General features: G+C 59.7%; 27 protein-coding genes and 1 pseudogene. 11 read left to right on the top strand and 17 right to left on the bottom strand.

Features of this window, described 5'->3' with window-relative positions:
- Nucleotides 1-2 precede the first annotated feature (2 nt).
- Nucleotides 3-1,292 carry a hypothetical protein gene (locus BG61_RS21425; protein ID WP_152565230.1) on the top strand — a complete coding sequence of 430 codons (1,290 nt, stop codon included), beginning with the start codon at nucleotides 3-5 and terminating at the stop codon, nucleotides 1,290-1,292.
- A 618-nt stretch (nucleotides 1,293-1,910) separates the two neighbouring features.
- Here the strand turns inward: BG61_RS21425 and BG61_RS21420 are convergent.
- The 6 genes from BG61_RS21420 to BG61_RS21400 form a co-directional block, all read right to left on the bottom strand.
- Nucleotides 1,911-2,999 (bottom strand): CAP domain-containing protein, encoded by a 1,089-nt coding sequence (locus BG61_RS21420; RefSeq protein ID WP_063741079.1) that lies wholly within the window; start codon nucleotides 2,997-2,999, stop codon nucleotides 1,911-1,913.
- Nucleotides 3,000-3,208: 209 nt separating this feature from the next.
- Nucleotides 3,209-3,583, bottom strand: coding sequence for a hypothetical protein (locus tag BG61_RS21415; protein WP_035941879.1), 375 nt, complete (start codon nucleotides 3,581-3,583; stop codon nucleotides 3,209-3,211).
- A gap of 1 nt (nucleotide 3,584) precedes the next feature.
- On the bottom strand, nucleotides 3,585-3,755 hold the full coding sequence (locus BG61_RS43315) for a hypothetical protein (protein ID WP_169743317.1): 171 nt from the start codon (nucleotides 3,753-3,755) through the stop codon (nucleotides 3,585-3,587).
- Between the two features lie 26 nt (nucleotides 3,756-3,781).
- Nucleotides 3,782-4,996, bottom strand: coding sequence for a FlhC family transcriptional regulator (locus BG61_RS21410; RefSeq protein WP_233469213.1), 1,215 nt, complete (start codon nucleotides 4,994-4,996; stop codon nucleotides 3,782-3,784).
- A 45-nt stretch (nucleotides 4,997-5,041) separates the two neighbouring features.
- Nucleotides 5,042-6,316: a coiled-coil domain-containing protein gene (locus BG61_RS21405; RefSeq protein WP_035941876.1), complete on the bottom strand. Its 1,275-nt coding sequence runs from the start codon at nucleotides 6,314-6,316 to the stop codon at nucleotides 5,042-5,044.
- Between the two features lie 268 nt (nucleotides 6,317-6,584).
- A complete protein-coding gene (locus BG61_RS21400; RefSeq protein ID WP_035941871.1) occupies nucleotides 6,585-7,262 on the bottom strand; it encodes a nuclease-related domain-containing protein in 678 nt (225 codons plus the stop codon).
- A 378-nt stretch (nucleotides 7,263-7,640) separates the two neighbouring features.
- Here BG61_RS21400 and BG61_RS21395 point away from each other — a divergent pair, with 378 nt between their 5' ends.
- From BG61_RS21395 to BG61_RS21370, 6 genes and pseudogenes are all read left to right on the top strand, one after another.
- Nucleotides 7,641-7,949, top strand: a complete 309-nt coding sequence (locus BG61_RS21395; RefSeq protein WP_035941870.1) for a hypothetical protein — start codon at nucleotides 7,641-7,643, stop codon at nucleotides 7,947-7,949.
- Nucleotides 7,950-8,055: 106 nt separating this feature from the next.
- Nucleotides 8,056-8,487: a hypothetical protein gene (locus BG61_RS21390; RefSeq protein ID WP_035941868.1), complete on the top strand. Its 432-nt coding sequence runs from the start codon at nucleotides 8,056-8,058 to the stop codon at nucleotides 8,485-8,487.
- A gap of 9 nt (nucleotides 8,488-8,496) precedes the next feature.
- Nucleotides 8,497-9,312, top strand: coding sequence for a hypothetical protein (locus tag BG61_RS21385; RefSeq protein ID WP_051672693.1), 816 nt, complete (start codon nucleotides 8,497-8,499; stop codon nucleotides 9,310-9,312).
- A gap of 14 nt (nucleotides 9,313-9,326) precedes the next feature.
- Nucleotides 9,327-9,875: pseudogene (ssb, locus tag BG61_RS45000) on the top strand (single-stranded DNA-binding protein).
- A gap of 264 nt (nucleotides 9,876-10,139) precedes the next feature.
- A complete protein-coding gene (locus tag BG61_RS21375) occupies nucleotides 10,140-11,231 on the top strand; it encodes a primase-helicase zinc-binding domain-containing protein (RefSeq protein ID WP_035941866.1) in 1,092 nt (363 codons plus the stop codon).
- Nucleotides 11,232-11,338: 107 nt separating this feature from the next.
- Entirely contained in the window at nucleotides 11,339-11,560 is a 222-nt protein-coding gene (locus BG61_RS21370; RefSeq protein ID WP_035941864.1) for a hypothetical protein, read from the top strand.
- 118 nt (nucleotides 11,561-11,678) lie between these two features.
- Here BG61_RS21370 and BG61_RS21365 read toward each other — a convergent pair whose 3' ends face one another.
- From BG61_RS21365 to BG61_RS21360, 4 genes are all read right to left on the bottom strand, one after another.
- On the bottom strand, nucleotides 11,679-11,909 hold the full coding sequence (locus tag BG61_RS21365) for a hypothetical protein (RefSeq protein WP_035941862.1): 231 nt from the start codon (nucleotides 11,907-11,909) through the stop codon (nucleotides 11,679-11,681).
- Nucleotides 11,899-12,054: a hypothetical protein gene (locus BG61_RS42890; protein WP_161783691.1), complete on the bottom strand. Its 156-nt coding sequence runs from the start codon at nucleotides 12,052-12,054 to the stop codon at nucleotides 11,899-11,901. The genes BG61_RS21365 and BG61_RS42890 overlap by 11 nt, the downstream gene beginning before the upstream one ends.
- A gap of 166 nt (nucleotides 12,055-12,220) precedes the next feature.
- Nucleotides 12,221-12,559, bottom strand: a complete 339-nt coding sequence (locus BG61_RS42045; protein ID WP_152565229.1) for a hypothetical protein — start codon at nucleotides 12,557-12,559, stop codon at nucleotides 12,221-12,223.
- Nucleotides 12,556-13,575, bottom strand: coding sequence for a PRTRC system protein D (locus BG61_RS21360; protein ID WP_035941861.1), 1,020 nt, complete (start codon nucleotides 13,573-13,575; stop codon nucleotides 12,556-12,558). The genes BG61_RS42045 and BG61_RS21360 overlap by 4 nt, the downstream gene beginning before the upstream one ends.
- Before the next feature lie 1,231 nt (nucleotides 13,576-14,806).
- Here BG61_RS21360 and BG61_RS21355 point away from each other — a divergent pair.
- A complete protein-coding gene (locus BG61_RS21355; protein ID WP_035941860.1) occupies nucleotides 14,807-15,655 on the top strand; it encodes a hypothetical protein in 849 nt (282 codons plus the stop codon).
- A gap of 3 nt (nucleotides 15,656-15,658) precedes the next feature.
- A complete protein-coding gene (locus BG61_RS21350) occupies nucleotides 15,659-16,792 on the top strand; it encodes an integrase domain-containing protein (RefSeq protein ID WP_035941859.1) in 1,134 nt (377 codons plus the stop codon).
- A 171-nt stretch (nucleotides 16,793-16,963) separates the two neighbouring features.
- On the opposite strand, the gene BG61_RS42885 is transcribed toward BG61_RS21350, so the two are convergent.
- Both BG61_RS42885 and BG61_RS21345 read right to left on the bottom strand, forming a co-directional pair.
- Nucleotides 16,964-17,104 carry a hypothetical protein gene (locus BG61_RS42885; protein WP_161783690.1) on the bottom strand — a complete coding sequence of 47 codons (141 nt, stop codon included), beginning with the start codon at nucleotides 17,102-17,104 and terminating at the stop codon, nucleotides 16,964-16,966.
- A 78-nt stretch (nucleotides 17,105-17,182) separates the two neighbouring features.
- Entirely contained in the window at nucleotides 17,183-17,857 is a 675-nt protein-coding gene (locus tag BG61_RS21345) for a Lar family restriction alleviation protein (protein WP_035941857.1), read from the bottom strand.
- A 616-nt stretch (nucleotides 17,858-18,473) separates the two neighbouring features.
- Between BG61_RS21345 and BG61_RS21340 the strand changes: the two genes are divergently transcribed.
- Together BG61_RS21340 and BG61_RS42040 are read left to right on the top strand one after the other, a co-directional pair.
- Nucleotides 18,474-20,813 carry a KAP family P-loop NTPase fold protein gene (locus tag BG61_RS21340; RefSeq protein WP_035941856.1) on the top strand — a complete coding sequence of 780 codons (2,340 nt, stop codon included), beginning with the start codon at nucleotides 18,474-18,476 and terminating at the stop codon, nucleotides 20,811-20,813.
- Between the two features lie 202 nt (nucleotides 20,814-21,015).
- Nucleotides 21,016-21,201 (top strand): hypothetical protein, encoded by a 186-nt coding sequence (locus tag BG61_RS42040; RefSeq protein ID WP_035941854.1) that lies wholly within the window; start codon nucleotides 21,016-21,018, stop codon nucleotides 21,199-21,201.
- Here the strand turns inward: BG61_RS42040 and BG61_RS40195 are convergent.
- The 5 genes from BG61_RS40195 to BG61_RS21305 form a co-directional block, all read right to left on the bottom strand.
- Entirely contained in the window at nucleotides 21,165-21,560 is a 396-nt protein-coding gene (locus tag BG61_RS40195) for a DUF7682 family zinc-binding protein (protein ID WP_075584202.1), read from the bottom strand. The two genes, BG61_RS42040 and BG61_RS40195, sit on opposite strands and share 37 nt — an antisense overlap.
- 358 nt (nucleotides 21,561-21,918) lie before the next feature.
- On the bottom strand, nucleotides 21,919-22,425 hold the full coding sequence (locus tag BG61_RS21320; protein WP_035941850.1) for a hypothetical protein: 507 nt from the start codon (nucleotides 22,423-22,425) through the stop codon (nucleotides 21,919-21,921).
- A gap of 60 nt (nucleotides 22,426-22,485) precedes the next feature.
- Nucleotides 22,486-23,697, bottom strand: coding sequence for a DUF1173 family protein (locus BG61_RS21315; RefSeq protein WP_035941849.1), 1,212 nt, complete (start codon nucleotides 23,695-23,697; stop codon nucleotides 22,486-22,488).
- Between the two features lie 3 nt (nucleotides 23,698-23,700).
- Nucleotides 23,701-23,994 carry a hypothetical protein gene (locus BG61_RS21310; RefSeq protein WP_035941846.1) on the bottom strand — a complete coding sequence of 98 codons (294 nt, stop codon included), beginning with the start codon at nucleotides 23,992-23,994 and terminating at the stop codon, nucleotides 23,701-23,703.
- Nucleotides 23,991-24,440, bottom strand: a complete 450-nt coding sequence (locus BG61_RS21305) for a hypothetical protein (RefSeq protein WP_035941845.1) — start codon at nucleotides 24,438-24,440, stop codon at nucleotides 23,991-23,993. The genes BG61_RS21310 and BG61_RS21305 overlap by 4 nt, the downstream gene beginning before the upstream one ends.
- Between the last annotated feature and the right edge of the window lie 318 nt (nucleotides 24,441-24,758).

The following is a 24,758-nucleotide window of genomic DNA, read 5'->3' as shown; positions in this document are numbered from 1 at the left end:
ACATGGGAAGCATTCTGGAGATGTTGATCGTCCTGGTCGGCGCGGCCTTGCTGACGGTGCAGGGTATCAAGGAGGACATCGCTGCCAAGCGCACAAACCTCTTGCAGCTGGAAGGGCAGAACCTTTCGACGATCAATGCGGCGCTTGGCAGCTATATCACGAACAACTATGGAGGGCTGATCCCGGCTGGATACTCTCAGACCACCGCGACGCCGATCGCCGCGCCCACGCTCGCCCAGCTGAGCGCGCAGAGCAACAACAAGATCGCGTTCAAGAACGGTCCATTCTGGGGCGGCGCCTACCAGATTGCGCTGTCGATCGTGCCGGATAACTGCTCAACGGCTGCGGGGAATTGTCACGTTGCCTCGCAGTTGTTTCCGACTCAGCCTCTCTTGAAGAACGGAACGCCGGACATCGCCGGTGCCGGCGTGCTGGCGGCGACCGGTGGTAGCCAGTTCGGCTACTCGACGAATCGGGCGCCCACGACCATTACCGGGATCAATGGTCAATGGAGCACGGCGAACCCTGTAGGGAATCGAGCAGGGATCGTGATGGCGATCAACGGATTCGGTGCCGATGGCAATTCGCCGTACTACCGTCGTGATGGCGCCTTGCCATTGACTGGCACGATGAACGCGAACAATCAGGACATTCAGAACGTCGGCAACATGACGGGCAAGACGTTGCGGGTGCAGGCGGGCGACAGTCTCATGGTCGGAAACGGCGCGATCTACTACGGCGATGATGTGAACGCCGCGATCCGCACGAAGGGCACGCTGTACCTACAGAACTACCAAGGCTCGGCAGGGGCGCCTCTCAGTGCAGGCGACGTCAATTCGAGCGGGAATATCACTGCGGCGAATACGATGTCCGCGCCCGTTGCTAACTTCAACACGGCGGCGGCCAACTGCGCGTGGAACTCCGTGACCATGCGCGGTGCGAACCAGATGTGGGTCTGCAACCAGTGGGGCAACTGGGTGCCGATCAGCACGCTGATAAGCAACGTAACCACGGTGCAAAAAGTGACCGGCTATTACAACGGATGGAGCGTACCGGTGCCCACGTGTGCCCCGGGCGGCACGCCCTGGTATTCGATCACGCCGCAGTCGATCAGCACCGACTACGCGAATCACAATCCGCCTATCGCTGGGGCGCGCTACTCGATGGCATACAACGGGAGTTGGGTCCTTCAGATAGACAACGTCCTCGCGGACGGCGCAAATTCGCTCGTTCCGGATCAACTCGCACTGCAGGCGGGAATTGATACCGGCTGTACCTTTGGCAACGAATAGGAAAACAATGTGAGAAAACTGGAAAAGGCGGTCGCTGTGGCGGTGCTGGCAGCGGCTGGACTATTGACGCATGAGGCAGCCGTTGCACAGGTGTGGATTCAGAATCCGCTTGGCGTGCCACTTGCACCGGGGTGTCCGCCCGGCTATTCGTGGTCGAGGGGAAATGTACGTTACGAATGCCGGACACCGCCTCCGTCCTGCCAATTCGGCTTCGCTGCGGGCCCCGCGTGGAACGGCAGCACGTGGAGTTATTCTTGTAACCCCCCGCCTCCGCCTCCTACCGGGCTGCCTGATAGGCCGGATCCGAATCCTCCGGCAGATGTGCTGATGAAGGTGGACACCGATTGCGATGGCGTTGTCGGCGGGAATCAAGGGAACGCAGGCCGCGGATCAGGTTGGGCAAATGTGTATCGCCACACCAATCCGGACGGCTCCTTCTCCTACTATCAGACTGCTGGAACGAAGATCTTTCCGGTCAGTATTGCGCCGGGAACGAAGCTGCGCAGGGATGGCGTCAACGGAACTTGCGGACACAATGGTACTTAGTACGCTTGTGTGCTCTATGAAAAAAGGGGCGTCTTCTTGACGCCCCTTTTTGCTGCTGGCTCAGTACTTCGCCTATTGAGCGGCGGTGGTGAACTGCCACGTCGCCGACACAGCGCTACCGTCGCGTGCGCCACTGAACGTCACGGTGTACGTGGTGCTAGCCTTTAGTGCAGTAAGCGGGAGCAAGAAAGCGGTACCGTTCGGAAGCTGTCCGTTTGCGTCCGCGACCGTTGTCGCCGCCGATCCTGCATGTGCGCTCGCAGGGACCAGAATGCGGGTCGGCACCACAGATCCAGAACCATCAGTAAGCGTGTAGCTGTTGACGGTCAGCGTATTGGCATTCTGTGAATTGACCTGGACGAGAATCGGACGCCCGGGAGCGGGCAAGTCCGGCGCCGGATTGATATTTTCGGGCGACATTAGAAGCGCCACGCCGACCTCGTTTGCGAACGGGGAGTGGAGCACGGACCCGAGAGGAATTTGCTGGCCGCCAGCATACGACAACGAATTTGGTCCGGGCGCTCCGACGACGCCTGTCGACGTACCGTACTCAAAAGTGCACGTATAGAGCGGATAGCTTGTATCGCCCGGCATAAATCCCAGTCCGATGGTCTCTTGATTGGCGGTGATCGCCGCGAGGTGGTAGACAGACGCAAGAAGTTTTCCGACGCAATCGGCGGCGGCCGAATTGGGCGTGGTTGCGACGTTGCCTGCTGCGGTCTCTTCGGCGATCCACTCCGTCGCCGGAGCGCCAGCCTTTTGGGCTCGTAAAAGCGGGCTATCGGCGTAGTAGTTTGCGTTGCCCGCAATTTCGTTGTGGTCGAGCGTCGTGATCGCGCCAGACTTTAGATTCGAAAAGAGATAAAGTGCGTGAGCTTGACCGGAAGTATCGAGAATCGGGTCTTGCCTGAGCTTGCCAACGCCCATCGCGGCGCGATAGTCGTTGATCATCGAAAACGCTGCCGCTTGGTACGAGCCAGCCGCATAAGTCGCTGCGGGAACCGACGTTTGCGGTGGAATTCCACTCGACGCAGGCGCGGCCGGCGGAGCTGCGGGCGCGGAGGAACCCGAGTCGCCACCGCCACCGCCGCCGCACGCGGCCACAACAAACGATGCTGCGACGGCAAGTGCCGTGAATCTAAAAGTGCTGCTGGTCTTCATTCTTTTCCTTTATTGGTCGTTATGCAGTCGCCCCTGCAATCTGCTTACTTTCATCTTATCGAGCGATGTACGAAGTCAAGGCGGCAAAGCCGGACCCCGAAAGCGCCGTCCTCGTTGACGTTATTCTTCTGATAATTCAGCGCGATGGCATTGTAAGGGCGGGTAAGGGGTCGCGGTCAACGCAACCGTTGCCGCCGCGCAACCGTTTGCTAGCGCCGCTTCCCGCGGCCTCGCCAGTTCCGGACGCGCAGACCGACGAACAACGCGCAAAGCACTGCGCCCGCTGCCATGGGCTGTGACTTACCAACCGTCGGTAATAGCAGGCTGCCTCCCCAAAGCAGGACCACAACGATCGATAGCTGTTTGAAAGCTTTGCTGTCGAGCACTGCAACTAAGCGGCTTTGGGAATGGCTGCATCGCTCGGCGTAGCGCCGGTTCGACCTTTCGAGGTCGAAGGGCTGCAGGGAGGGCGCCATCGCAAGTTCGGCGCGGTGATACTTTTCATATCGTTGAAAGCGCGCATCACCGCGGCCTTGCAGCCACGCGACGGCGCTATCCCGGAAGAGATAGGCGAAGTCCTGCATGTCAATGCATTACGTCGGAGTCGAACTCGACCGCGCCGATTGCGTCCGCGATGCATTGGCCGTCGGCTTCAGAGTGAAACCATCCCGTTGTTAAATCGCGCCATCCGAACTGCGCGCGACCGTCGCCGGTGAAGACTATGAGCCCGGTTTCTACGGCGAAATCTTGCGACATCCCCGGCTTCCTCCTATTGGTTGAGACTATTTGCGCTTGCTGGCTTGACTCTTAGGTGTCAGCTGATACTTGCAACCCGGGCAACAAAAGTCCTTTGCAAGCTCAATCTTTCCTTCGCCATTGGATAGCACGTAGTCGGTCGCACAACTCCTGCAACCGGCCATCGTCAGGCGTGAGTCGATCGCCATTGACCGGGTCAGGTGATTGGCACGATCGGCGGTGATCAGAAGGTTCTTCCCGAACATCTTCGCCATGACGTCGTTGGAGGCGATCAGGGCCTGTGGAATGTTGGCGTCATTCTGAAGCGCACTCCGGTAGAGCCAGACATAGACCGACGCCTGAAGGCGGTGGACTGAGTGATCAACGTACCAGGTCAGCGAAGTCGGATTGCTCCCGCAAGGCGAGCTCACGCCGTGAATTTCCTTGTAGGTCGCCCGCGTCTTGGTCTGGTTCAGGCCGAAAAGGTTGGTCGCGGTCGATGCGCGGCAGCCCTGGGCCATCATTATTCGAGCGAAAATTTCCTTCTCACTGCGTTCAAGCCGCAAATCGGTCCATGCATGTTTGTAGGGAAGGGCGGCTGCGCTCAGCGGCGAGGTGCGCATCAGGTAATGTGCGACCGACTCCTCGGTGAGCCAGCCAGCGCCATATTCCTTCCAGAAGTTGACGTCATCGAAACGCCACCTGAAAAGGGGAAACTTGATTGCTCCGATGGCCGATTCCAACCGGGCCATGGGCAAACCCTTCAGGTAGTCGGCAAGCTCCGTGGAAATCCCCAGCAGCGGCACCGCGACGATGCTCATGTGGAGCACGTCCTTGAGCAACTGCAAGTAGGTGCGGTTGTAATGGAAGATGTCCCTGCTCGTCGCGGGATCGACCATGGGCAATTCGGCTGTCAGCTTCTCGATCTTCGGCGAAAGGATGGCGCCGTCGACGAACGTTTGCCAGTCGCGCGGGTTGTCAAGAACCGGTGCAAGCGCGACGAACGGCATGTTCATCAGGGTGGCCTTCGGCCCAATCTGTTGCTTGAACGTCTGCATGTCGGCGAGCAACAAGCCAAACACGTTCTCCATCCTTCGATGGCCCACGAGCGCCATATGCATGAAGTCGGTGAGCGCGAAATTGGCGCGTTGGATTTTTTCAGCGAGCCAGTCGTCGAGCAGAATATGGTTGGTCGCCGCCGACTTGTTGTTTTCGTTTGCCATTTCTAATAGTTGTTGTGTTTTTCTTGAAAGCGAACGCATTCTGGTTTTTCTTTCGCTTTCTCCCCGCACTGCCGTATCGGCAGGTTATTGTTTGAGCGCGGCTTCAATCTCTTCGATGTATTTCCGAAGCATCCCCGATAGCGCCTCGAGCGCGGGTTTGTAGATTTGCGGTTCCCTTGAAGCTTGGACTGCCGCCTGGACTTTAGCCATTTTCCCCGCGACGTCGGCCCACGCCTCGGTGAGTTCGTCCATCGACCGCTGCGCCTTGGTAGCGGCCTCCATCTCGGCTTTCTGTGCCTCGTACTGCGCGGTCAATGCCGCGAGTTCGTCGGCAGCGGCCGACTTTTTGGCATCGAGTTCCCCAAGCTCTGCAAGCGAGGCGGTAACGGCGGCCGTCACGTTGGCGAGACTCTCCGGCAGCTTCTCGACGATAACTTCCTTCGTCTCGACCATGGGTTTCGCACTGCGCAGGGCAGCCACCTCCGCGGTGAGCTCGTCGACTTGCTTTGACTTGTCCGAGACCTCTTTCTCCATCGCGCTGTAGCCAGAGGTCCGCTCGACCAGAAGTTCGCGCATATCCGCAAGGCTTTTCTCTTTCTCCACGATATGCCGCTTGTTAGCGGCAAGCTCCTCCTTGAGGTGCTGGCTCTCTCGTTCGCTCACATCGAGCTGGACTTTGCTGTCTTCGAGGAGCGACTGGACGTTTTCAAGCTGACGGTCACGATCGTCGATGGCTTCTTCCTGGCGTTGAAGCGCGCGCAGCATCTCGTCAACGTCCTTGCGGCTCATTTCCGGAGACGTCTTCTTCTTTTCCATGATCGCGGTGATCTGCTCATGGGTGACTTCGTGTGCCGCAAGAATGTTCAGTTCGCCGAGGTTAAAAACCCGGAGAGCCTCATGTTCATCGCCAAATTTCGCGTGGCAGCGCATATAGCAGCGAGCGCTAGACGGCTTGATTTGCAGCGACTTTTCCGTGAATTCCAAGGCCAGCGACACGGCCTTGCGTCGCGCATTGAAGGTGTCGCCGACCTTCTGGGTGTGATGGTTGATCGTCGCAACAACCATTTGCGTCAGGGTACCGCCGAGAATGACTTGCTCCGCAACGATCTTGGCGCGAGATTCGGCAACGGCCAGCATGCTCTCGACGAGCTTTGCAATGAAGTCCTTGTTTTCGTCACCGCCGCCGAAGATCTGGCGAGCGACGACCGCAATGTTCTCGCGCGTCGCGGCATTCGGATCGCGCATGCCGATGACGAATTCGTCAAAAGGATCAAATGGGACGACTTCGCTCACCAAGTCGGTTGCGCTCTCTTTCGTGACGGCTCCCAGGCTTGTATTCGATGTCTTGCGACTTTGCATTCTTCTCTCCAAGAAGTATTACGACGACCACCCCGGTGTCGTTTGTTACAGAGATGAGACTAACCTTCGAAAAGGACGCGCTTCGTTGGAAAGGCGCGCTTTTTACCCCCTCTTTCGCGCTGAGCGCCCATCAAATCGTCTGATGAAAGCGCGGCCGAAAAACGTTTAACGGTTGCAATCCTGAAACATTTAGGGAAATTTATGAAAAAATTACGCAATCCACATCGTGGAATTCCGACATAAGCGGTAAAACTTGCAAATCTTTCGATCACCTGACGCGCTGTTTGTGCGCCGCGACGGCCGCGGTCGATGAGTCCGCGTACATACGAACCGCCGTGACCGCGCGAGGAATGTCGACGGCTGGTTTCGCGCCGAAGACGTCGCGGCGCGTCCGGAACCATTGAGGCAGGTCGTCGAGCGAAACAAGATCCGAGTGCAGATCGGGGGCCAGGTTAGCCTCGGTCGACGGAAACAGACCCGCGCCAGCGACGGGCCACATCGGTGGCAGGCGCGAACGGAAAAACGCAACCTTTGTGCGGTTCTGCTCAAGCGGAGAGCGCCGATCTTCCGCTTTTCCGTTGCGCCCGGTGCGCGTCAACATGCCGGGCGTCGAGGAGGGCGAGATATGCCCCGACCAGTTCTTGGTTTCGAAGACGAAAATGCCGAAGGGGGTCACCGCAAGATGGTCGACCTCCGCTGTTGGGAAATCAGTCCCGGGCGCGTGCTCGATAATGAGCGGCCCTTCGTGCAAGTAGTAGTTGTTGCCACACAGCCAATTGAGCGTTTCCCGCAGTTTGGCCTGGGCTTGCCGCTCGCCGGCCGCGCCTACCGCGTCGGCACGCGTGATGGGAGACTTCGACCATGGCCATTCGATCGCGCCGGCGTTCTTCCGCTTGTGTTTATAGAAATAGAACGCGCCCGCGGCCACAAGGAGTTCGAGGAACATCGCTTTTCTCGTCAAATTGATATTCGTCTAGCTTGGCAGCTGGAATCCGAAGTCAAGGCAACAAACACGCGCGATTCGGGCGGCTTTCGAAAGGCACCCTGATTTCGCGACCTTTCGCGTCACCGAGCTTCTCGTTGGCGGGTAAATTCAGTTTGATCCCCGCGTTCCCTACGCATCGACTACGAGACGGGCCGAGTTGGTCCGTCCGCTATCGCAATCCCTTCCTCCCGCTGGAGTGTTGCTTTCGTTACGGTTTTTGTGAGCCGTGACGAAAGCGTCTCTCCGCGCTTCGGCTTTCCCTGCTCATCTGAGCATCGAAACCCTCCGTTCCTGCTGGAACGGACATTCCTTAGTGCATTGCTTTTTCTGGAGAGAAAAATGCCGAAGCAGTTGGTTGAATCCGCGATCAAATCACCTTTCAAGTTGATGGCTCTGTGTTTCGCCCTGTGGTTTGCGGCCCATTCGTTCTTCGCCGCTTTGTTTGTAGGCTTTGTGGCTCTGAGGATTGTCAAGAAGTCGCTTAAGGCTGCAAGCAGAGTCGAGCCAGAAGCTCACGAAGCGAAGGCGCCACCCGCTCCAGTGACCGCGCAGGCTGTGCAGAGCGTCGCTCAGCCAGTGACACCGATCAAACGCCAGTACGCGAAATCCGCTGTCGTTGTTCCGCTTAAAACAGGCACCGACGACTAGTCGCGTCGCCTTATCGCAAAGCCGCCCCTATGGGCGGCTTTGCACCTTTACCCCAACGGGAACCCTCCCGTTGCGGGCATGGGATCCCGTTCACCGGAGAATTCCCATGCAAGACGAAGTCGCGGCATGGCAGCTCGACATGTTCGGTGGACCAACCCCGATCGTGGCGGCCGCGCCACAAACCGATCCACTCCCCGACCCGCAGTTCTGGAGCGAGGGTGTGATGAACAAAATGGTCGACGCGCTGGTCAGTCTCGCAACTGATAGCCGGCGTGGCGACAACATGCCTGAGTCACTGATGGACTGCTGTGCGTTGCTCAGTGAGAGGCTCAGGGGCCGAAAGAAGCTCGAAGTCGAAGATTACCGAGCGACCCTCGGCTGGGTCATGGGTTTCTGGGATGGCGCTCTGTCGTACCAGTTCGTCTGCGCGATCAATGGAGTCGATCCCGAGATCCTGCAGGACGTCATCATGAGCAATCCCCTGCTCAAGCGGGACATGGAAGACGTCCGACGCGAGTGCTTCGGCACGCTGCTGTAGGAGCGCGACATGACGACTTCTACATTCGGCAGGCTCCTCGGCGCGCTCTTTCGCGCGTCCGACCAGACCGCAAACTCGTCAAATTCAAAACCCTTCGCCGGGTGCAAAGCTGCCAGTGCGCCGGTCGTGGTCGGTCAAGGTGCGCCAAACGAACGCCACGTGACGATCGCCGGCGAGGCGATGCTGTTCCGGGACGAGGGAGACGCAGTTGTGCAGTTCCATCCAGCGTTCGACTTCGAGCTGCGCGAGACAACGGTTGGAATGAAGCTGATTCCTGCTCTGGAACCGCATTGGGCGGTTGTGCAAGAGCATCGCTGCTCTCTGACGGATGCGATCGCAACCGCCATCAAGTCCGTCCACCGCAGTGAGAGCGAACCCGCACCGGTCGCGCCGAGTAGCAGCGCACCGCAGCGCCAACGATCGGACCGCGCGCGAGGCAACGACCTGGTCGTTGTCGACGCTAAAGCTCGTGCAGTAGAGCCGCTTGAAAAAGCCACGGCAGCGCGGCGTCCTGATCGAGCACGCTATGGCGTAGTGAAAGAGTGGGGCGAGAAGGAATTCCCGGACGGAAAGCGGCCCGGGAAGACCTACGAATCCTTCTGTCTCACCCTCTTCAATCGCGGCCAAACCATCGTCCTACAGGGAGAGGGGTTGCGGGACGCGATCGCGGAGTCTCACTGCAGAGTGGGTGACAAGGTCGAAGTCCAACGCCTGGGCAAGACGAAGGTGCCGGCCGTCGATGAGCGCGGCCAACCCAAGCTTGACGCTTCCGGCGCCCAGATGCTGTGGGACAAGTGGCTTTGGTCAATCAACAAGAAATCTTGAAGGAGTATTTTTCTATGGCATCGGTCAACAAGGTGATCCTCGTCGGGAATCTCGGCGCAGATCCCGAAACCCGCTACCTCCCAAGTGGAGACGCAGTCGCCAACATTCGACTGGCAACCACAGATCGCTACAAGGACAAGTCCTCCGGCGAGATGAAGGAACTCACGGAGTGGCATCGCGTGTCGTTCTTCGGGCGGCTCGCGGAGATCGTGAACGAGTATTTGAAGAAGGGCTCGTCGGTGTATATCGAGGGCCGTATCCGCACGCGCAAGTAGACCGACCAGTCGGGACAGGAACGCTACTCGACCGAGATCGTCGCCGATCAAATGCAGATGCTCGGTGGCAGAGCGCCGGGCCGCGGTGACAGCGGTGAGTCCGCCAGCGATTCCGAATCGCAGCCGCGCTCCCGCCAGCAGAATCGTCCTGCGGCCCAGCAACCGGGAGCTCGACCAACTGCGCTGGCAGCCTCCGGCTCGTTTGGCGGTAGCGGGGGATTTGCAGAGATGGACGACGATATTCCGTTTCGTTCGTTTTACCCGGGCCGTCAATGGTCCGCTATCTGATCCCGTAAAGCCTCACCGACTCTCCTGAATTACCTCACCTCTCGTTGTTCCGCGCCGTCTTCACGACCGCCGGAACAGCGAGAGTGACCCTCCAGATTGCATTTCACGGACACATCGTCCGCGACTCCTTCTTTCGAGCTATTCCGCCTTGCTGAAAAAAGCCGTTCGCACTGCTCGCCCGCTTGCGACCAGGACGGCTGAGCACGGTTTCACCGCCTGTTTTCAGGCATCGACCTCAACCACGTCCCGTCCAAGGAGTGACATATGAATGTTAAGGACGTAGATCTGTCCCCGGAGCAGTGGGTTGCGTTGCTCCAGAAGTACGGCATACCCGCAAGCTCACTGAATGGAAAGGGTGCACCTTGTCCCATGTGCGGCGGCAACGACCGCTTCACGTACGACAACAAGCGCGGCCGCGGCGACTGGGTATGCCGGAAATGCAATAACGGTGACCGCAAGGCCGGCGATGGCTTTGAGTTGATCTGCAAGTCGACAGGGATCACGTTCCGCGAGTTGATGTCCGAACTCGAGGGCGGCACGCTTGCTGACGCACGCGCGCACGCAAGACGTACGCCCGTGGCTTCCGCCCCAAGGGCAAGTCGGAAGGTCGATCCCAAGTGGGCTCAAAATCGATTGGATTCGATGTGGGAACGCGCGAACCGGATCGGTGACGACGGATTGGTGTCTCGCTATCTTCGTGCGCGAGTGCCGGGTCTGGACGTGCCGCCGTCGCCGGCGCTGCGCATGGGAATGCTGGAGTATTGGCACGACAAGAAGGTGATCGGAACGTGGCCGGGCATCCTCGCGCGGTTCACTTTGCCGGATGGCCGACTGGGCACCCTGCATCGCACGTTCCTGGAACGCTCGAAGCCTGAAAAGGCAACGATCGTTACTGGCGATGGTGAGATCTTGCCCTCCAAGCTGAACGACGTGACGCTTCACAAGCTCAATGGCGGCGCAGTCCGGCTGATGGAGCCGGTGAACGGCGAGATCGGCGTAGCGGAGGGTCTTGAAACAGCGTATGCGTCGCACATGCTGTTCGGTGTGCCGGTCTGGTATTGCCTGAATCGTGTCCTTCTCGCTGACTTTGTGGTCCCGGAGGGGCTCGGCATCCGCGTGGTTCATATCTTTGCGGACTTCGATGCTGTCGATCCTCGAACCAAGAAGTCTCCCGGTGTCGACGCGGCGCTAACCCTCGCCAAGAGAGTCCGCGCTGAAGGCTACACAGCAATTATTCATCGTCCGAAGAAACGGGAGACCGACTTCGCCAACGAGTGGTTTGCATCACACGCGGTGGGGTGTCCAGTGCTGACTCGGCAGGACGTCCGGCACGAGCTTCAGTCGCGACATGTTTGATTGACGGCAGGGAATTCCTGCTGATCTGATTTCGTTAAACCGCCCGGTGGGGATTCGTCCCCACCAGGGCCGCAATCCGTCCGGGCTTTTCCATTGGAGAAGCACGCATGTTTTGCATGATTATCGGCCAATACATGATTGTCGCAACCTCGGGAGTGAAAAACGGCTCTGTGCGGGTCGGAAAGTCGGATGCCGCGGCATACGACGTAATCGACAGGAAAAAGAGCTGCAATGCTCGTCTCGTCGAGGTCGGGCTCCCGTTCGAAAGTGCGTGGGTTTACTGCGTGCGTCGACAAGCCGACGCACAAGGTGTCACGCTGCTCAATTAGGCCGATGGCCTGATGAAAGCCATTGGGCCGTTTTTGAAGATCGTCAATACCATGTAGAAAAGCCGCGCTCCTAGGAGCGCGGCTTTTTTTTCGCCTGGGCATTGCGATCTCATCGGAGTCATCGGTACCGGGAGAGGATCGCTACCCTGATCAACAAACGGAAGAGGACGAAGGTCGGGCGGCCCAATCCGATCGCAAAAAACCAACCCGCCGTCGATATCGCGTAGACCCATATCGTGACAGTGCTGGTCGGGAAGCACTTGATGTCGACGATCGTGATTGAAAAGAACACCGCGGCGATGATTGCCCTGCGAGCAACCCAGTGCAGCGCCATGAATTTAGCGTACATGGTCACCTCCCTTCTTGGCGCGAGTGAGCACCGCCCGGCGGAACAGAAATGCAGCTTCCCATGCGGCGAACGCTGCCGCGACGAGAATCCAAAACCGAACGCCGCGGGTCCAATCAAGTCGCGCGAGAGTGTCGATGAAGTTCATGGTGTTGCTCCTTTGGGTTCGGCTTGGTGAACACCTGTTCGTGAAGCCGATAACTCATCTTCGCAGCTTCGCATCGAAGTCAAGGCGCGGGTCATTTCGCCGCCCATTCGATTTAAAAGCCCGGCGGAAAAAGGCGCAGGGCGAAGGCATGGCGCAGCGACCGTGGCTAGAAATCGGCGAACTCATCGGCGATTGCATCGACATTGAACCGCTCCGATAGATTCACCGATGGTTGTGGTTCTATCGCTTCAGGAGCCGGCACCCCTCGCGGGGGGGCTACTGAATCTCGCGCCGAGGCAGGGGGCGCTTCACTAGTCGTCGCATGGTGAACTTCCTTGCCTAGGCACGGGTGACGCAGGCCCCGCGCGCTTCGCAGTTGTTCGCTGGCGAGCGAGCGAACAACTGCCGCCCGCAGTCGCTGATTCTCGAACTCATTGAGCCGCTGATAGAGCTCGGGGAACAGCGCCTCGTCCACTGTTACCTTTATCAGCATCTTCTTTGTCACGCTGCGACCCCGTTTGCTTTGCGTTCGCGAGCAAGCGTGGACTCGCCGACGATCAAGAAGCCCTTGACGTTGGCGAAGCAGGGCGAGTCAAGCACGTCGATCTGGGTACGGGGGAATGCCTCACGGATGGCAGGCTCATAAAGCGCTGCGCCACCGCCTGTTAATACGATGGAGCGGATGTCGGCAGTGCGCCCGACTTTGTTCTGTATCTGCTTGACCGTGCTAAGTATGACTGCCTGAGACTGCTCGAGAAGCGGCTTGAGGTCGATTTCTTGGCGATAGAAAAGCAGTGGTTTCTGAAGGCGGAGCGATTCATCAATGCGCTCAATGTCGCTGACCGGTTCGCCCTCCTGCTTGGCGATGAGAGATGCGACGTGCTGGTATACCTGCGATGCGCCGCCGGGCGCGCCACCGCTGCGACGGTCGTTCATAGTGAAACCGTTGGCCACAACCCAGTCGGTCGTGAAATAGCCGACGTCAATCACGAGGTGGGCATTGTCGCGATCAAAGCGGCTACCGCCATATTCCGAGAATGAAACGAGCGAGCCCAGCGGCTGCGGGACAACCTTCACGCTTCCGACCTGTACCGCGCCGTGTCCAAACTTCAGTGCGCCGGTGAACGACTCACGCAAGCCAGCAGAATATTTGGCGATGCTGTGGACCGGCAGACCAAGAACCAGGCGATCGACTTCGGTGATGCGCGCGTAGCGCAGTGACCCACCGAGCAACGCAGCGTAATTCGGCGTCGTACAAAAGTCCTCGGACAGCGTGCGGCCCGCATTTCCATAAGCAGAGGAACGGTCGACGTCGGGACCGACCTCATACACAGTGCCGGCGATCTCGATCGGCTCGACGTCACGCTTGGAGAGCACGCCTTGACCGAAGCCTGAGACAGCATCGCTCACCGAGAGGGGGGCGATGGACGGAAACATGCGGGACACAACATTGGATTGCATGCGAAATGCAAATTTCGTGTTGCCGTAACCGACGTCGACGGCGAAGACTTGTGCTTTCAAGATTCTCTCTCCAGAGTTCGGTTGGGGGTTCGCATCGGATCGTCCTTCGGCCCTTGTGCCGAGCTTGGCCCCTCGTGGGACCGTGCGAAGCGGTGAATGACGCGCTTGGCCCCTGCGGGGACCAAGGAACACGCGTTTAGGAGGCGGTGATGCCTTGGACGGTCCGTGCAGGTGCCGCGCGGGGCCCTGAATGGCCCCGGACTCGATGCGGACAGGCCTACTGTATCGGCATCACCTCGAAGTCAAGGCATCAAAAGCTCACAACATTTACGCAGCTTTCGGTACGCGCCACTGGCACTTGAGCAGTTAATCTCTTCTAACCCACCGCGCCATTGGCGCATCGACCTCCGAGTTTCATCATCGAGGGGACCGCTTTGCCTAGCGAAATCCCCTTCTGTCATAGGCCGCAAATTGAAGCGGCCTTTTTCTGAATCCAATCAAGTACAAGGCGACCCAAGTTGAGGACGCCGGACACGCGATATCCATTGGGTTTGCGGGCGGTTTTGCCCAAATGTGCAAGTTGAGACGTCGTGGGAAGCGGACACGGACACCAATCCGAGACTGAAAATCACGTCGACTCAATGAGCATGGACGCATCCTTTCAGCATACGAAGCTGGGTACGTTGCATGAGGCCCGACACACTGCGGCGGATTGAACGTGCTTTGGGGTGGGGGTATGAGCGGGGCCGTTAGGCAAGCTCATCCCTGTACGGAAGACGAACGGTAGGCGCAACCGGAAACCAAACAGCGCAAAAGGTATTGCCGAGCAGATGGCCACGGTCGTGCGGTCGCAAGACAGAGCACACGGGCGCGCAGCAGCGCGTCATGGCCGGCGCGGTAGCCGTAGCAGCCGCAGAGCCGGGTTCGCGGAGCGTGTAGCTCAGAACTCGACCAGCGACAGCCGCGGGGCGAGACTCAACGTCGAGAGATCCTGCAAAGGCAGGTCCGGTTCGGGGAGGAGCCAGCGGCAAGGTCGTAGGCGGTTCTCACGCGGGAGCGTGATGACTGGCAGCAGGCAGAAAGACGGACAGTCGATGTACGTTTCTTCCACGTGCGGGGCTGATCGAATGGAATCGCTAAAGGACAGGAAGGCAGGACCCGGCGGGGTTACGCGGTGCGCAGCGCGATCGAGACGAGGGGATAGGCTCCCTAGGGATCCCGCGCGGCACCAAGGCAAACCGGGCGCGTCAACACGTCGCTCGGACGACGAGCATGGGAACGTGAGGCAACGATGCAGCAACGGCTAGACGATGGGTTTGTGCTGAAGAGATTGGTGACCGGATCGGTCGTAGTCGCGTCATATCACCCGGTGATCGGGCCGCTATTTTGGGACGTTTCCCGCAGCATCAGGTTCGGAGAATCGACGCACTACGGATTGACGACTGAGATTGATCGTGCATATCGGTTCGAGCGCGACGCCGCGTCGAATGAGGCGTTTCTTCAAAGAATTCTCAACTGCAACCTCGACACCGGTGAGCTCACGGTACGAACCTCGGCGGAGGCTGGATGCAGGATGGTGGGCGGCGACTTCATCGCTTTAGGAGACCTCGCAGCAGTTTCGCCGGCGGCGCTGGTCGACTGGACAATCACTACAGCTTGGATTGAGGTACCGGCGCCGTCGGCACCGTATTTCCTGCGTCGATTCGAAGGCTCGATAGGCCCCTTCGCTGAATGGACTCGTGACGTAGTACGCGCGCACCGCTTCAGTACCTCCGAAGTGCTGCTCAGCCGCGAGCTCGATTCCGCACGAGCTTATGGTCGGTTCGTCCCGACGTCGCGCGCTGCCATAGAATCGCCAACCCGGAAAGTCGGGCCGATCCGCTGGGTGAACCACGCGCTTGAGGCAGATGCGGCGTGGTCTCTGTGGAGGCTGTCGTTGAGGTTCGGCTTCGTTGATGCGAAGGCGCGGCGACAGGCGCTCAGGCATGCGGGAATGGCGGGGTGGCAATTTGCGGCGTCGATGAGCGCTGGTGCCATCTCCGGTCACGTCGCGGCATTTCCCGACCTGCGAGAAGCTTTCGAAACGGGGCGAGCCTTGTACTTCAGTGTCCAGAAGCTATTAGCCAACGGGCAAGGTTAGAAAATGTCAGTTACAGTGAACGTGCGCTCGGTTTTGAGCGACTATAGACTTCCGGCCGATTTCAAAGGGGAGCTCGAGAGACTTTTCCAAGATAACGTCAACCGTGTTCATAGTCGCACGCGCGTTACCTCGAAACCTCTCTCGGTGAAGACGCAAGCTTATCGGATACAGAAGCTTTGCAGGTCTTTCGTCGAACTGCGCGAGAATGGTTTTGCCCTGCAATCGCCCTATTCGCTGAAGCAAAAGCATCTACAGTTTCTCGTCGATCTCTGGGTTGGAAAGAAGCAAAGTGCCGGGACGATCGAAAACAAGCTGACTTACTTCCGCGCGCTCGCGAGCTGGATCAACAAACCAAATCTCGTCCAAACGTTGGCGGACTATGTTGACCGCGAGACGCACAACCTCGTACGTTCGTACGTCGCGCTCGAAGACAAGTCGTGGGAAGGCAGTGGCATTGATGCGGTAGCGAAGATCGAGGAAATAGCCAAAACCGATCCGAATGTAGCCGTTCAGTTGAAGCTGCAAGCTGCGTTCGGGCTACGTGTGGAGGAAAGCTTTCTGCTCAGGCCAGGAGAGGCGGTGCGCGATGATGGACTGCTGAGTGTGACGCGCGGCACGAAAGGCGGTCGAACTCGCGTCGTGCCGATTGAGCTGAAAATCTCTGTGCTGGAGGCGGCGGCGGCTCTGTCTAACCCTCATACCGGCTCAACAATCCCCCTCGGTTACACCAAGACCCAATGGAAGGATCGCTTCTATACGGTGCTCAAGAAGCATGGTGTAACCAGGGGCGGCCTAGGGGTCACGAGCCACGGTCTACGGCATCAGTTCCTCCAGCAGATGTACGAGAAACTGACAGGAGTGGCGGCACCGATCAAGCGAACCGGCGAGCGAGCCGATAGCGAGATTCACAAGGAAGCGATGCAACGAGTTGTCGAAGCGGCCGGCCATAGCCGGGCGACGAAAGCGAACGCTTATCTGTCGACGCACGCAACGCAGCAGGCAAAAGTTGTCAACGCGGTCTCGCGCGAGCAGGCGCAGCAAGCCATCCTGGATGCGAAGGGCGTAAAAAGCTATGCGGCGGCCAGCTTGGGAATATCGAGACAAGCGCTCTATAGAATCCTTGCGTCGACCGTTTAGTCCGACCCGATCGGAGGCCGATTATCCCCGAGGTTTTTTTGTAATCCAAAACCTCGGGGAAAGGCAGTGCAGAAAAAACCTTTTGGAATCAAGGACGATGGTTCAAGCTGAGCACCGAGTAGATGTAACACCGTTACATCTACTCGCGCTGGAATCGATTTCCGGAGGCGGTTAGCGGAAGATCCAGTCGAGAATCGGACTGGTCATCGCGTGGTACGTAAGGATTACGCCGAGCGCGAGTAACGTCAGGAGCTGGGGGGCGAGTTCCTGACGATGGCGGTATGCGGCGCGGAGGTACTCGAAAGGGGACATCACATTCTCCGATGAGGGCCGTCTCGCCGGGCGCGGCGAGATCTGAGTCCAGTATGGCGACCCCTGTAGGAAGTCAAGTCACCAGCGACTGCGCTCGGGCAGGTCATCGACGGCCGCGCCGACGCGATCTTCGAAGCTTCGTTCCTCTTCGCCGCCCGTGGCCAGAATACGGGGAAACTGCACGGACGCTACGCCATCTATATAGACGAACTTCGCGAGCTGCTGCAGTGTGCGATACCGTGCAGCGTCGATCAGGACAGGGTCAATCGGCCAGAAGTCGCGCATCGTGATTTTGCCGTCTACGATTTTCTGCGCAAGCATTGCGAAGATCGGCCCGCGCTTCTCCCAGCCGTCTGTCGTGCGCGCGAGGAGGTCTAGGACGTACGGCGCGTCGACAGGCGTGATTTCCTTACGGATTAAATCAAGCACGTCACCTTCGGTCGCGGCCGGCCTGTTGAGCCGCTGATTCCAGATCTCTCCTGCCTTGTCGAGCGCCGCGTTCTTGTTATCTCCTATCGGAATCCAGGGCGTTTGCATCCCGCAGTCTTCACAGACGATGCAACACACGTTCTCAGTGGGCGGATCTTCGGGAGGGCGCGATGCCGTGTCGCCCATGATCAGCGCGCGACCGGCACCGGTACCGATTTGGGAGAAATCAAATTTTGGCTTCGAAGGTCGGCCAATTACTCGTTGGGACCAGCCAAATGCCCAGTTGCCGCCGCAGTGCGCGCAGGGGAAAAGTTCGTCAGTCATTGCGCTGAAGGAGGTTGGCCACGATTTGAACCGTCATAAATCTGTAATTATAGGTTTGCCTATATCGACGGCGGGAATAGTCCCATAAACGGAGCGTGCCAAACAGCAGTTTTGCGGAGGTTGGTGTCGCGTGCCACTGAAAGTGAAAACGGCGCCAGGTAGGAGATAAGTGCTGCCATAGTTCGTGCAACGATCCGAGCGGCTGAGACTCCGTTGGGACTCGGCCGCCCGCTACCGTCGCCTGGCGACCCTGAGTGGACTTCCGGCATGTCGATGCATCAACGGCTCGTTGCAAAGTGAAGCCGACTTTCGTCCCGTGAAGGCTATTGAGCGAGTCATCGGTCTGAGCCGCCGTTCGCTGTCTATTCGATATACGTCGGCTGTCTCGCCGTTATTGGACGGCATGAGCTAGGATGCGCGAGCGTGGTGGGATCTCCTCGAGTATTGCCAGGAATATAACTATGTGTCGAAAAAGTATCGGGAGTGGTCGCGAAGGCAGCGGTGGCGGGAGATATTCGAGAGTGTGTATCCCGATGCCTGAGTCGTCGCGTCCCATCTCGGCGCCAGCGCCCCACCGCTGCGGCGGGACCGGTGGTCTCCTGCAAGTCCTCGCGCGATGACCGGGCCGCTGGTCCGTCTGTCGGCATGGCGCGCCCGTCGCCGCGCGAAGCTCGGTGCGGAGGCCACAGGAACCGAATGGCCGGACGGCGGGATCGGTGCGGAGGCGCCGATCCGGACGGCGTCCGAGGATCGCCTGAGGAGGGCCGACTTCGCCGGCCGCATAGCCGGCGTGCTCTCGGAGCTCAGTTTGCGCGAGGGCAGGGTGTTCGCAATCCGCGGTGGGTGGGGCTTCGGCAAGTCATCCCTTAAGAATCTAATCACCGAGCGGCTCGACGCCAGGGGCGACGGAGCGGACTGGCTTGACTTCAATCCCTGGCAGTGGGGCGACAGCGACGCGATCGCCCGCGCCCTCTTCGGCCAAATAGCGGATCGTCTCGGGGGCGAACATTCGAAGACAGCGCTCGCCCGCGCCGAAGCGCTGCGACGCTACGGCGCGATCCTCACAGGGGCCGGCGCGCCGCTTAAGGCGGCCGGGGGCTCGAGCCATCTAATCTCGACGATGCTGACGAACGCCTCGGTGATCGCCGTTGCATCGGCCATAGGCTTCGACCTCCCGACGGCAGCGAAGGTGGCGGCTGCTCTCGCACTCCTCTCGGTCGCCACACCCCTGCTGGGACGCCTGCTGTCGCATCTCGGACGTGACCGCGGTGGCGAGCCGCTCGACAAGATGCGCGCAGCGCTGGGGGTTCGTCTTCGCGAACTCGACCGGCCGCTAGTTGCCTTCGTCGACGACATCGACCGGCTCGAGCCCGAGCAGATAAGGATGCTCCTCCGGCAGGTGAAGGCCAACGCCAACCTGCCCAACATCGTTTTTGTGCTCCTGTTCCAGCCGAGTATCGTAGAGCGAGCACTCGATCCGGTCGCCGACGGCGACGGTCGCGCTTTCCTCGAGAAGGTCGTGCAGGCTAGCTTCGACCTACCTGCGGTCCCGGTGTCTATCGTGCATCGTATATTCGGGGAGGAGCTCTCCGAGCTGGCGGGACCCTACGCGATCGAGGCGAACGGGTTCTCGCACACGCGCTGGGGTAACGCCTTCGTCGGCTGCATCCAGCCCCTGCTGCGCAACATGCGTGACGCGCGCCGATTGATCTCGTCCATCGCCGTGCACCTGCCGTTGCATGCGGCCGGCGATGTGTTCGAGGTAAACATTGTCGACTTCCTTCTTCTGGAGACGCTCCGGGTCTTCGAACCGGACCTCCACGAGGCGCTGTTCCGCGAGAGGGAGTTGGTCCTCCAGGAGCGGCGCTTCCCGGGCGATGGCCGGCGGGATGCGGACAAGGCGGCGGCCGAGCGCCTTCTCGAGATTGTGTCGGAGGAGCGCCGCGTCATCGCCCAGGACGCGCTCAAGGACCTCTTCCCGCCTCTCGAATGGGCATACGGGGGGACGAACTACGGAGACGGCTTCCATCTCAGGTGGCTGACCGCCAAGCGGGTGTGCTCCCCGCGCTATTTCCCGCGTTACTTCGAACTCCAGACGGCGGCCGACGAAATGTCGGAGCGCCGCTTCGTCACGTTCCTCGATGCGACGAAGACGGAGGAAGGGCTAGCTGCCGCGATCGCCGACATCGAGGCCGACGGCCTGCTGCGTTCGCTCGTCGCGAGGTTCGACGAGTCCGTCGACCGGCTCCCGGCCGAGAACGCCGCCGTGCTGCTGCCCGGGATGTTCGGAATCGCCGAGAAGCTCGCAGGCCGACGCGATGTCGACCCCTTCAATTCGCCTTGGCATTCAGCATGGCGAGCGACGAGTTGGTTCCTGAAGCGGGTTCCAGTGGGTGTGCGAGGCGGTCTGGCACTTGAGGCGCTTCGCAAGACCCAGGCGCTGTCCGTCGCTGCGATTCTGATTCATCTGAACGATCCCGCCCGGAAGGAGGGTGAGGACGCCGCCTTCGATCCGGCGCTCGACTTCGACACCGTCAAGGCGATGAAGGCCGAATGGCTGCGGTTGATGAGGAGCCGCGCCGCGGACGGCGACGTGCTGATCGCCGAACCGGATCTGATGTCCCAGCTCTACCGGTGGAGGGAATATGCGGGTTCATTGGACGAAGCCCGCGAGTGGATGGTCAAGGCGATCCGGACCGACGAGGGCTTCGCAAGCATGGCCACGCGCATGATGAACCGGGGCACGCGCCACTCGGAGGGTGATCGGATTTCCGCACCGCACTACACATTCGACAGAAAGACGATCGACGACTTCATCGGCATCGACGTGGCAAAGGCCAGGTGCGACGCGATCGATCCGACCGAATTCCCCGAGCACGAGATGGCCCTACGAAAGTTGCATGTCTCTCTCGAGATGTGGCTTGGGCTAAGAAAGCACGACCAGTTCAATTTCTAACGGGTGGCCCCTGTCGATACCGAATCGAGCAAAAAGGCGGTGTCAATCATTATATTGCGGTCCTGTCGGCCAATTGATGTCGGGATCCAATTATCGCTCCGATGTGTCCAATCGGTCATTGAATTCACGTGCGCTCGCGGCCAGTGTCCGTACAGGCCGACAAAGCTACGCCGGCCTCGGCGTTCGAGCGACCGTTTGGTAAATGAAGCTGCTTCTTGATCGCCCGCGCGACAACGTCGGGCGAAGGTCCCTTCATGGCCGACCTCTGCCCGCGGTGCTTGGCGCCCTGTCGATCCGCATTTTTCATTGCGGTCTGCGCTTTTTGACGGTGTTCCGCTTCGGGCGTAGCGATTACGCCATCACCCGGCTCGATGCGATGGCGTTGTAGTGCTCGTGACTAACGATGCGCAACGGCTTGAGCGTCGGTGCATCGAAGAGCAGGCGATAGGAGCGCCCAACGGGGACCGAGAGCAGTCTGCCCGCGGAGGATTTCAGTGGCTTGCCGTCGAGCGCAAATGGGTGAACGCCGGAACTGACTTTGGCGAGAACTTCGCGCGCTTCGCGCTGCACTGCTGCCAGGTGGCTCACAACGCTCAGGTCCACCGGGTCGAGTGCGGAGGATTCGCGTCTAGCCGTGCGCTTTTCCTCGCGCGCTAGACGTTGCGCCAGTCTTTCGTTTTCCGCGGCCGCGCAGGCGTGGCAGTACTTTCCCTTTCCGGTATGACCACACGCGAAGGTTCGTTTCATGGTGTCGTGGCGTTGATGTAGCTGGAGAGGGCATTCCACCATGAGAAGTGTTTTCGTCAAGGCGTAGTTGGCGACTTATTTGATCACCTCTCGTCGAGAGTCGTCGAGAGTTCGAGGATGCGGGCGTCGGCAAGCGCAATGCGCTCGCCGAGGCGCTCGATGTGTTTGAGCGCGACGGTGTACTGCTCGGAAAGCATCGCGAGCGCCCAGAACGGGGAAAGGGCAGCACCGCACTCTGCACACGAGACGATGCCGCCTCTGGATTCCAGCTTGATACGGCGATGGCTGCAATCGCGTGGACGATAGGTACGGTCGTCTCTCGACGCCCGTATGCGTTCGAACGGAATAACGCGGCCCATTAAGGGATAGCAATATCGAGTGCGGCGTTGAGAGGCTGCATCAGCTCGCCACTACGGGGGAACAACACCCGCGCGATCAACTCATCACGCCGGTAATGCTGTTCGACGACATCGAGATAACGTCGGAAGGCCGATGTGTTCGTGGGGCCGCCGTCGATCGTGCGGTGTGCCAGTCGCACGTCGGTAGGTGCCTGCGCCTTGAGCTCGATCGCGCCGAGCGTTTCGGCGTCCGGTAGCCACCAGCGGTTCCAGCGGGTCGTGAATGCGAGCCAGGCGCGCGCGGACGAATCGAGTTCGATCCAGGCCGCTTGAAAGTCGAGGATGGCGCCCAACGAACTGAAGAACACCATTCGCAGGTTTGTATCGTCCGCCGCGGCCACGACGATCTGTTTGCGCCGCTCGTCGATAGATTCCGTGGAGCTGGCCATGGCGAGCGCGGGATAGCTTACGTGCCAGTCCGGGCCCTGCGCTGTCGCGCGCTGAAGAAAAAGCGAATTGGAATCCATCTGGAGCCTCCGGGTGATTCGATTTGCGATGGCTTGACGCTATCCCAAAAGCCCGCGCTGTCAAGTCGCGGCGGGCAGTATCACTGAAGTAATCTCGGCGGGCGGAACCCATTCCACACATGCTATCCGCCGCCGCGCGTAGAGTGCCTGCTTCGCAGCTTTTCGCACGCGATAGGCTTCTTGCGACTCCATGCCGTAGACCTCGATCGCCGTGGCCTCGGCCGTGTCCGTGATTCGGAAGTCGGGCAGCATGTCGTCGCCGGCAGTGAGGCGCATGGGTTTGACGAATCGGCGACGTTCAGCGACCAGCCGATTTGCCATCGCAACCTCGTAACTCGAATCGCACGGGATGAACGATTTGTTGCAGAGTTGCGCGGCCATGTCGATCACGCGCAAATTGCCATCTTTCGTTCGTTCAAGCACGAGCACCGCGACCACCCGAGCCGCGATGTTGCCGATCATTGACCACGCGTAGCGGAAAGACTTCGACGCCGCTTCAATCAGCTGCTTCGAGGCGAAAAAAGCTTCGAAGGTCTGCCGAATCTTGATGACGAAACCATAACGGGACGGTTCGATCGATTTGAGTTCGGCGATAACGACGCCGCGCTCCATGGCTTCGGGGGTGGTTTTGATTCGGCTCAGGAACGCCTCAAATTCAGCCTTGAGCGCTGCCTGCGCAATTTCCTCGTATCTGCGCATGACGTGTACGACTTCCTGAACGGGTCTGCCGTTCATCAGACCGTCGCCAAGCAGCGCGAGGATCTGGGCGTTGCAAGTGCCCCAGTTGCGCGAGGCGACACCCGCCCACTGATTGAGGCCAGCATCGAGCCAGATGCGCTGGAGGAAGCCAAGGAGGGGCGCCGATCGGCGTCGATTGCCGTTTGTTGCCGACGGCTCTTTGGACTGGGTGACAGCGCCCTCGGTTCGCACGGACAGCGAGATGTCCAGCTTCGCGTTGATTCCGGTGGGCGTGTTGCGGATCGCGTCGTGGGTCGCGCCCTGAGACTCTTCTGACGGCCCAGGGTCGGCGAAGAACGGACAGATGTCGCGCTCGTGCCGATATCCCTCGTCCGGCCAGCGCGCAAGGTGAAACAGCGCACCATAGCGCCGGACCACGAGCCGCAAGGGTATGGGCCCCTCGGCCGGACGGCAGCAGCAGACCGCGTACCCCGGGGTTTTCTTTGCCCGCTCGACCCGAGTGGCGAAGCGAGCCGGGTTGTCCTGCACCTCTTCGAGAGGCACGTTGAGACCGTCGAACGAGATGAGTGCCATTTTCTATACCGTCGAGGTTCCGGTGATGCCATCGCGAAAGACAGTCGCGTGTGTGCCCATCAGGTTGCTGATCTGACGGGCCGCAATGACAAACTGATCGCGATGCGCGGCAGTCGGAAAGCGCGCCATGACCCTCTTCAGCATCCCGGGAGCGGCATAGTCGCGGTACTCGACCGAGCCGAGCCCGATAAGGGCATCAAGGTAACTGTCCGGCATGCCCTTCGCGGGCGTTGCCCCGGATCGCGCGCTCGCGGGGTCTTGGGTGATGTCGGCAAATTCCACCAGAATCGTGGTCATGCTTTCAAGGCCTGCGGAGGTCTCAGCGTGTTAGCGGGGTGTCTGCGGTACGCGGCGAAAAGCGAGACCGCGCCCATCGCCAGCGCGAAGCCATTGAACAGAGTCAGCGCGAGCAATAGGCTGAGCCTCTTCTCGTTGCGCGCGAGGAACGCTGAACGGTCTTGTTCGGCAATGCTCAACCGGGACCTTTGTTCGTTGAGGGTTCGAGTCAGAGCGTCCATCGACTCGGCGCCGTGGCGCGTGATGACGCCTTGCCGCATGTCGTCGGGCAAGTCACTGACGGCATCGACGACACCGTTGAGCTCGCTCGTCACGGCGGTGTTGATCACGACCTGCGCGGCGCTGCTCGGTGCGCCAAATTGAACTGCCACCAGTCCGATCGACCCGACGGACATGACAGCGGCCACGGCGAGGATGGACACAGCGGCCTTATGACTGAATTTCATTGAAGGATCGGGATGGGAATGAGATCGGTGCTCACGCGCGCGCGAGCGGTCGTTCGTATTTTCGCGGCGGCCGGCAGCGCTAGGCCGCGGAAAGGGGTAGCAAATACACCGTCTTTTAACCGCGTCGGGTGTACACAGAGGTGCGCCCGCGAAAGCACGGTGTAATGTCGTCCCGGAAAGGGATACCGAAATCGCGATCATTCTTCAAAAGTAGATGTAACGCGTTACATCTACTTGGCGAGAGCGCAAAGCGTGAGCATGGAACTTGTGGCACACGCCAGCAAGGCGTCGACCGCTCTTGTTCACAGGGTTGTGCAC

Origin of the sequence: Caballeronia glathei (assembly GCF_000698595.1) — a bacterium.
Taxonomy (GTDB): domain Bacteria; phylum Pseudomonadota; class Gammaproteobacteria; order Burkholderiales; family Burkholderiaceae; genus Caballeronia; species Caballeronia glathei.
This window is presented reverse-complemented; position numbering and strand designations above follow the sequence as displayed.

What these genes read in the sequence shown, in the direction of transcription:
- BG61_RS21425 (WP_152565230.1), top strand. Translation starts at nt 3, where the DNA reads ATGGGAAGCATTCTGGAGATGTTGATCGTCCTGGTCGGCGCGGCCTTG.
- BG61_RS21420 (WP_063741079.1), bottom strand. Translation starts at nt 2,999, where the DNA reads ATGAAGACCAGCAGCACTTTTAGATTCACGGCACTTGCCGTCGCAGCA.
- BG61_RS21415 (WP_035941879.1), bottom strand. Translation starts at nt 3,583, where the DNA reads ATGCAGGACTTCGCCTATCTCTTCCGGGATAGCGCCGTCGCGTGGCTG.
- BG61_RS43315 (WP_169743317.1), bottom strand. Translation starts at nt 3,755, where the DNA reads ATGTCGCAAGATTTCGCCGTAGAAACCGGGCTCATAGTCTTCACCGGC.
- BG61_RS21410 (WP_233469213.1), bottom strand. Translation starts at nt 4,996, where the DNA reads ATGCGTTCGCTTTCAAGAAAAACACAACAACTATTAGAAATGGCAAAC.
- BG61_RS21405 (WP_035941876.1), bottom strand. Translation starts at nt 6,316, where the DNA reads ATGCAAAGTCGCAAGACATCGAATACAAGCCTGGGAGCCGTCACGAAA.
- BG61_RS21400 (WP_035941871.1), bottom strand. Translation starts at nt 7,262, where the DNA reads ATGTTCCTCGAACTCCTTGTGGCCGCGGGCGCGTTCTATTTCTATAAA.
- BG61_RS21395 (WP_035941870.1), top strand. Translation starts at nt 7,641, where the DNA reads ATGCCGAAGCAGTTGGTTGAATCCGCGATCAAATCACCTTTCAAGTTG.
- BG61_RS21390 (WP_035941868.1), top strand. Translation starts at nt 8,056, where the DNA reads ATGCAAGACGAAGTCGCGGCATGGCAGCTCGACATGTTCGGTGGACCA.
- BG61_RS21385 (WP_051672693.1), top strand. Translation starts at nt 8,497, where the DNA reads ATGACGACTTCTACATTCGGCAGGCTCCTCGGCGCGCTCTTTCGCGCG.
- BG61_RS21375 (WP_035941866.1), top strand. Translation starts at nt 10,140, where the DNA reads ATGAATGTTAAGGACGTAGATCTGTCCCCGGAGCAGTGGGTTGCGTTG.
- BG61_RS21370 (WP_035941864.1), top strand. Translation starts at nt 11,339, where the DNA reads ATGTTTTGCATGATTATCGGCCAATACATGATTGTCGCAACCTCGGGA.
- BG61_RS21365 (WP_035941862.1), bottom strand. Translation starts at nt 11,909, where the DNA reads ATGTACGCTAAATTCATGGCGCTGCACTGGGTTGCTCGCAGGGCAATC.
- BG61_RS42890 (WP_161783691.1), bottom strand. Translation starts at nt 12,054, where the DNA reads ATGAACTTCATCGACACTCTCGCGCGACTTGATTGGACCCGCGGCGTT.
- BG61_RS21355 (WP_035941860.1), top strand. Translation starts at nt 14,807, where the DNA reads ATGCAGCAACGGCTAGACGATGGGTTTGTGCTGAAGAGATTGGTGACC.
- BG61_RS21350 (WP_035941859.1), top strand. Translation starts at nt 15,659, where the DNA reads ATGTCAGTTACAGTGAACGTGCGCTCGGTTTTGAGCGACTATAGACTT.
- BG61_RS42885 (WP_161783690.1), bottom strand. Translation starts at nt 17,104, where the DNA reads ATGTCCCCTTTCGAGTACCTCCGCGCCGCATACCGCCATCGTCAGGAA.
- BG61_RS21345 (WP_035941857.1), bottom strand. Translation starts at nt 17,857, where the DNA reads ATGACTGACGAACTTTTCCCCTGCGCGCACTGCGGCGGCAACTGGGCA.
- BG61_RS21340 (WP_035941856.1), top strand. Translation starts at nt 18,474, where the DNA reads ATGACCGGGCCGCTGGTCCGTCTGTCGGCATGGCGCGCCCGTCGCCGC.
- BG61_RS42040 (WP_035941854.1), top strand. Translation starts at nt 21,016, where the DNA reads ATGAAGCTGCTTCTTGATCGCCCGCGCGACAACGTCGGGCGAAGGTCC.
- BG61_RS40195 (WP_075584202.1), bottom strand. Translation starts at nt 21,560, where the DNA reads ATGAAACGAACCTTCGCGTGTGGTCATACCGGAAAGGGAAAGTACTGC.
- BG61_RS21320 (WP_035941850.1), bottom strand. Translation starts at nt 22,425, where the DNA reads ATGGATTCCAATTCGCTTTTTCTTCAGCGCGCGACAGCGCAGGGCCCG.
- BG61_RS21315 (WP_035941849.1), bottom strand. Translation starts at nt 23,697, where the DNA reads ATGGCACTCATCTCGTTCGACGGTCTCAACGTGCCTCTCGAAGAGGTG.
- BG61_RS21310 (WP_035941846.1), bottom strand. Translation starts at nt 23,994, where the DNA reads ATGACCACGATTCTGGTGGAATTTGCCGACATCACCCAAGACCCCGCG.
- BG61_RS21305 (WP_035941845.1), bottom strand. Translation starts at nt 24,440, where the DNA reads ATGAAATTCAGTCATAAGGCCGCTGTGTCCATCCTCGCCGTGGCCGCT.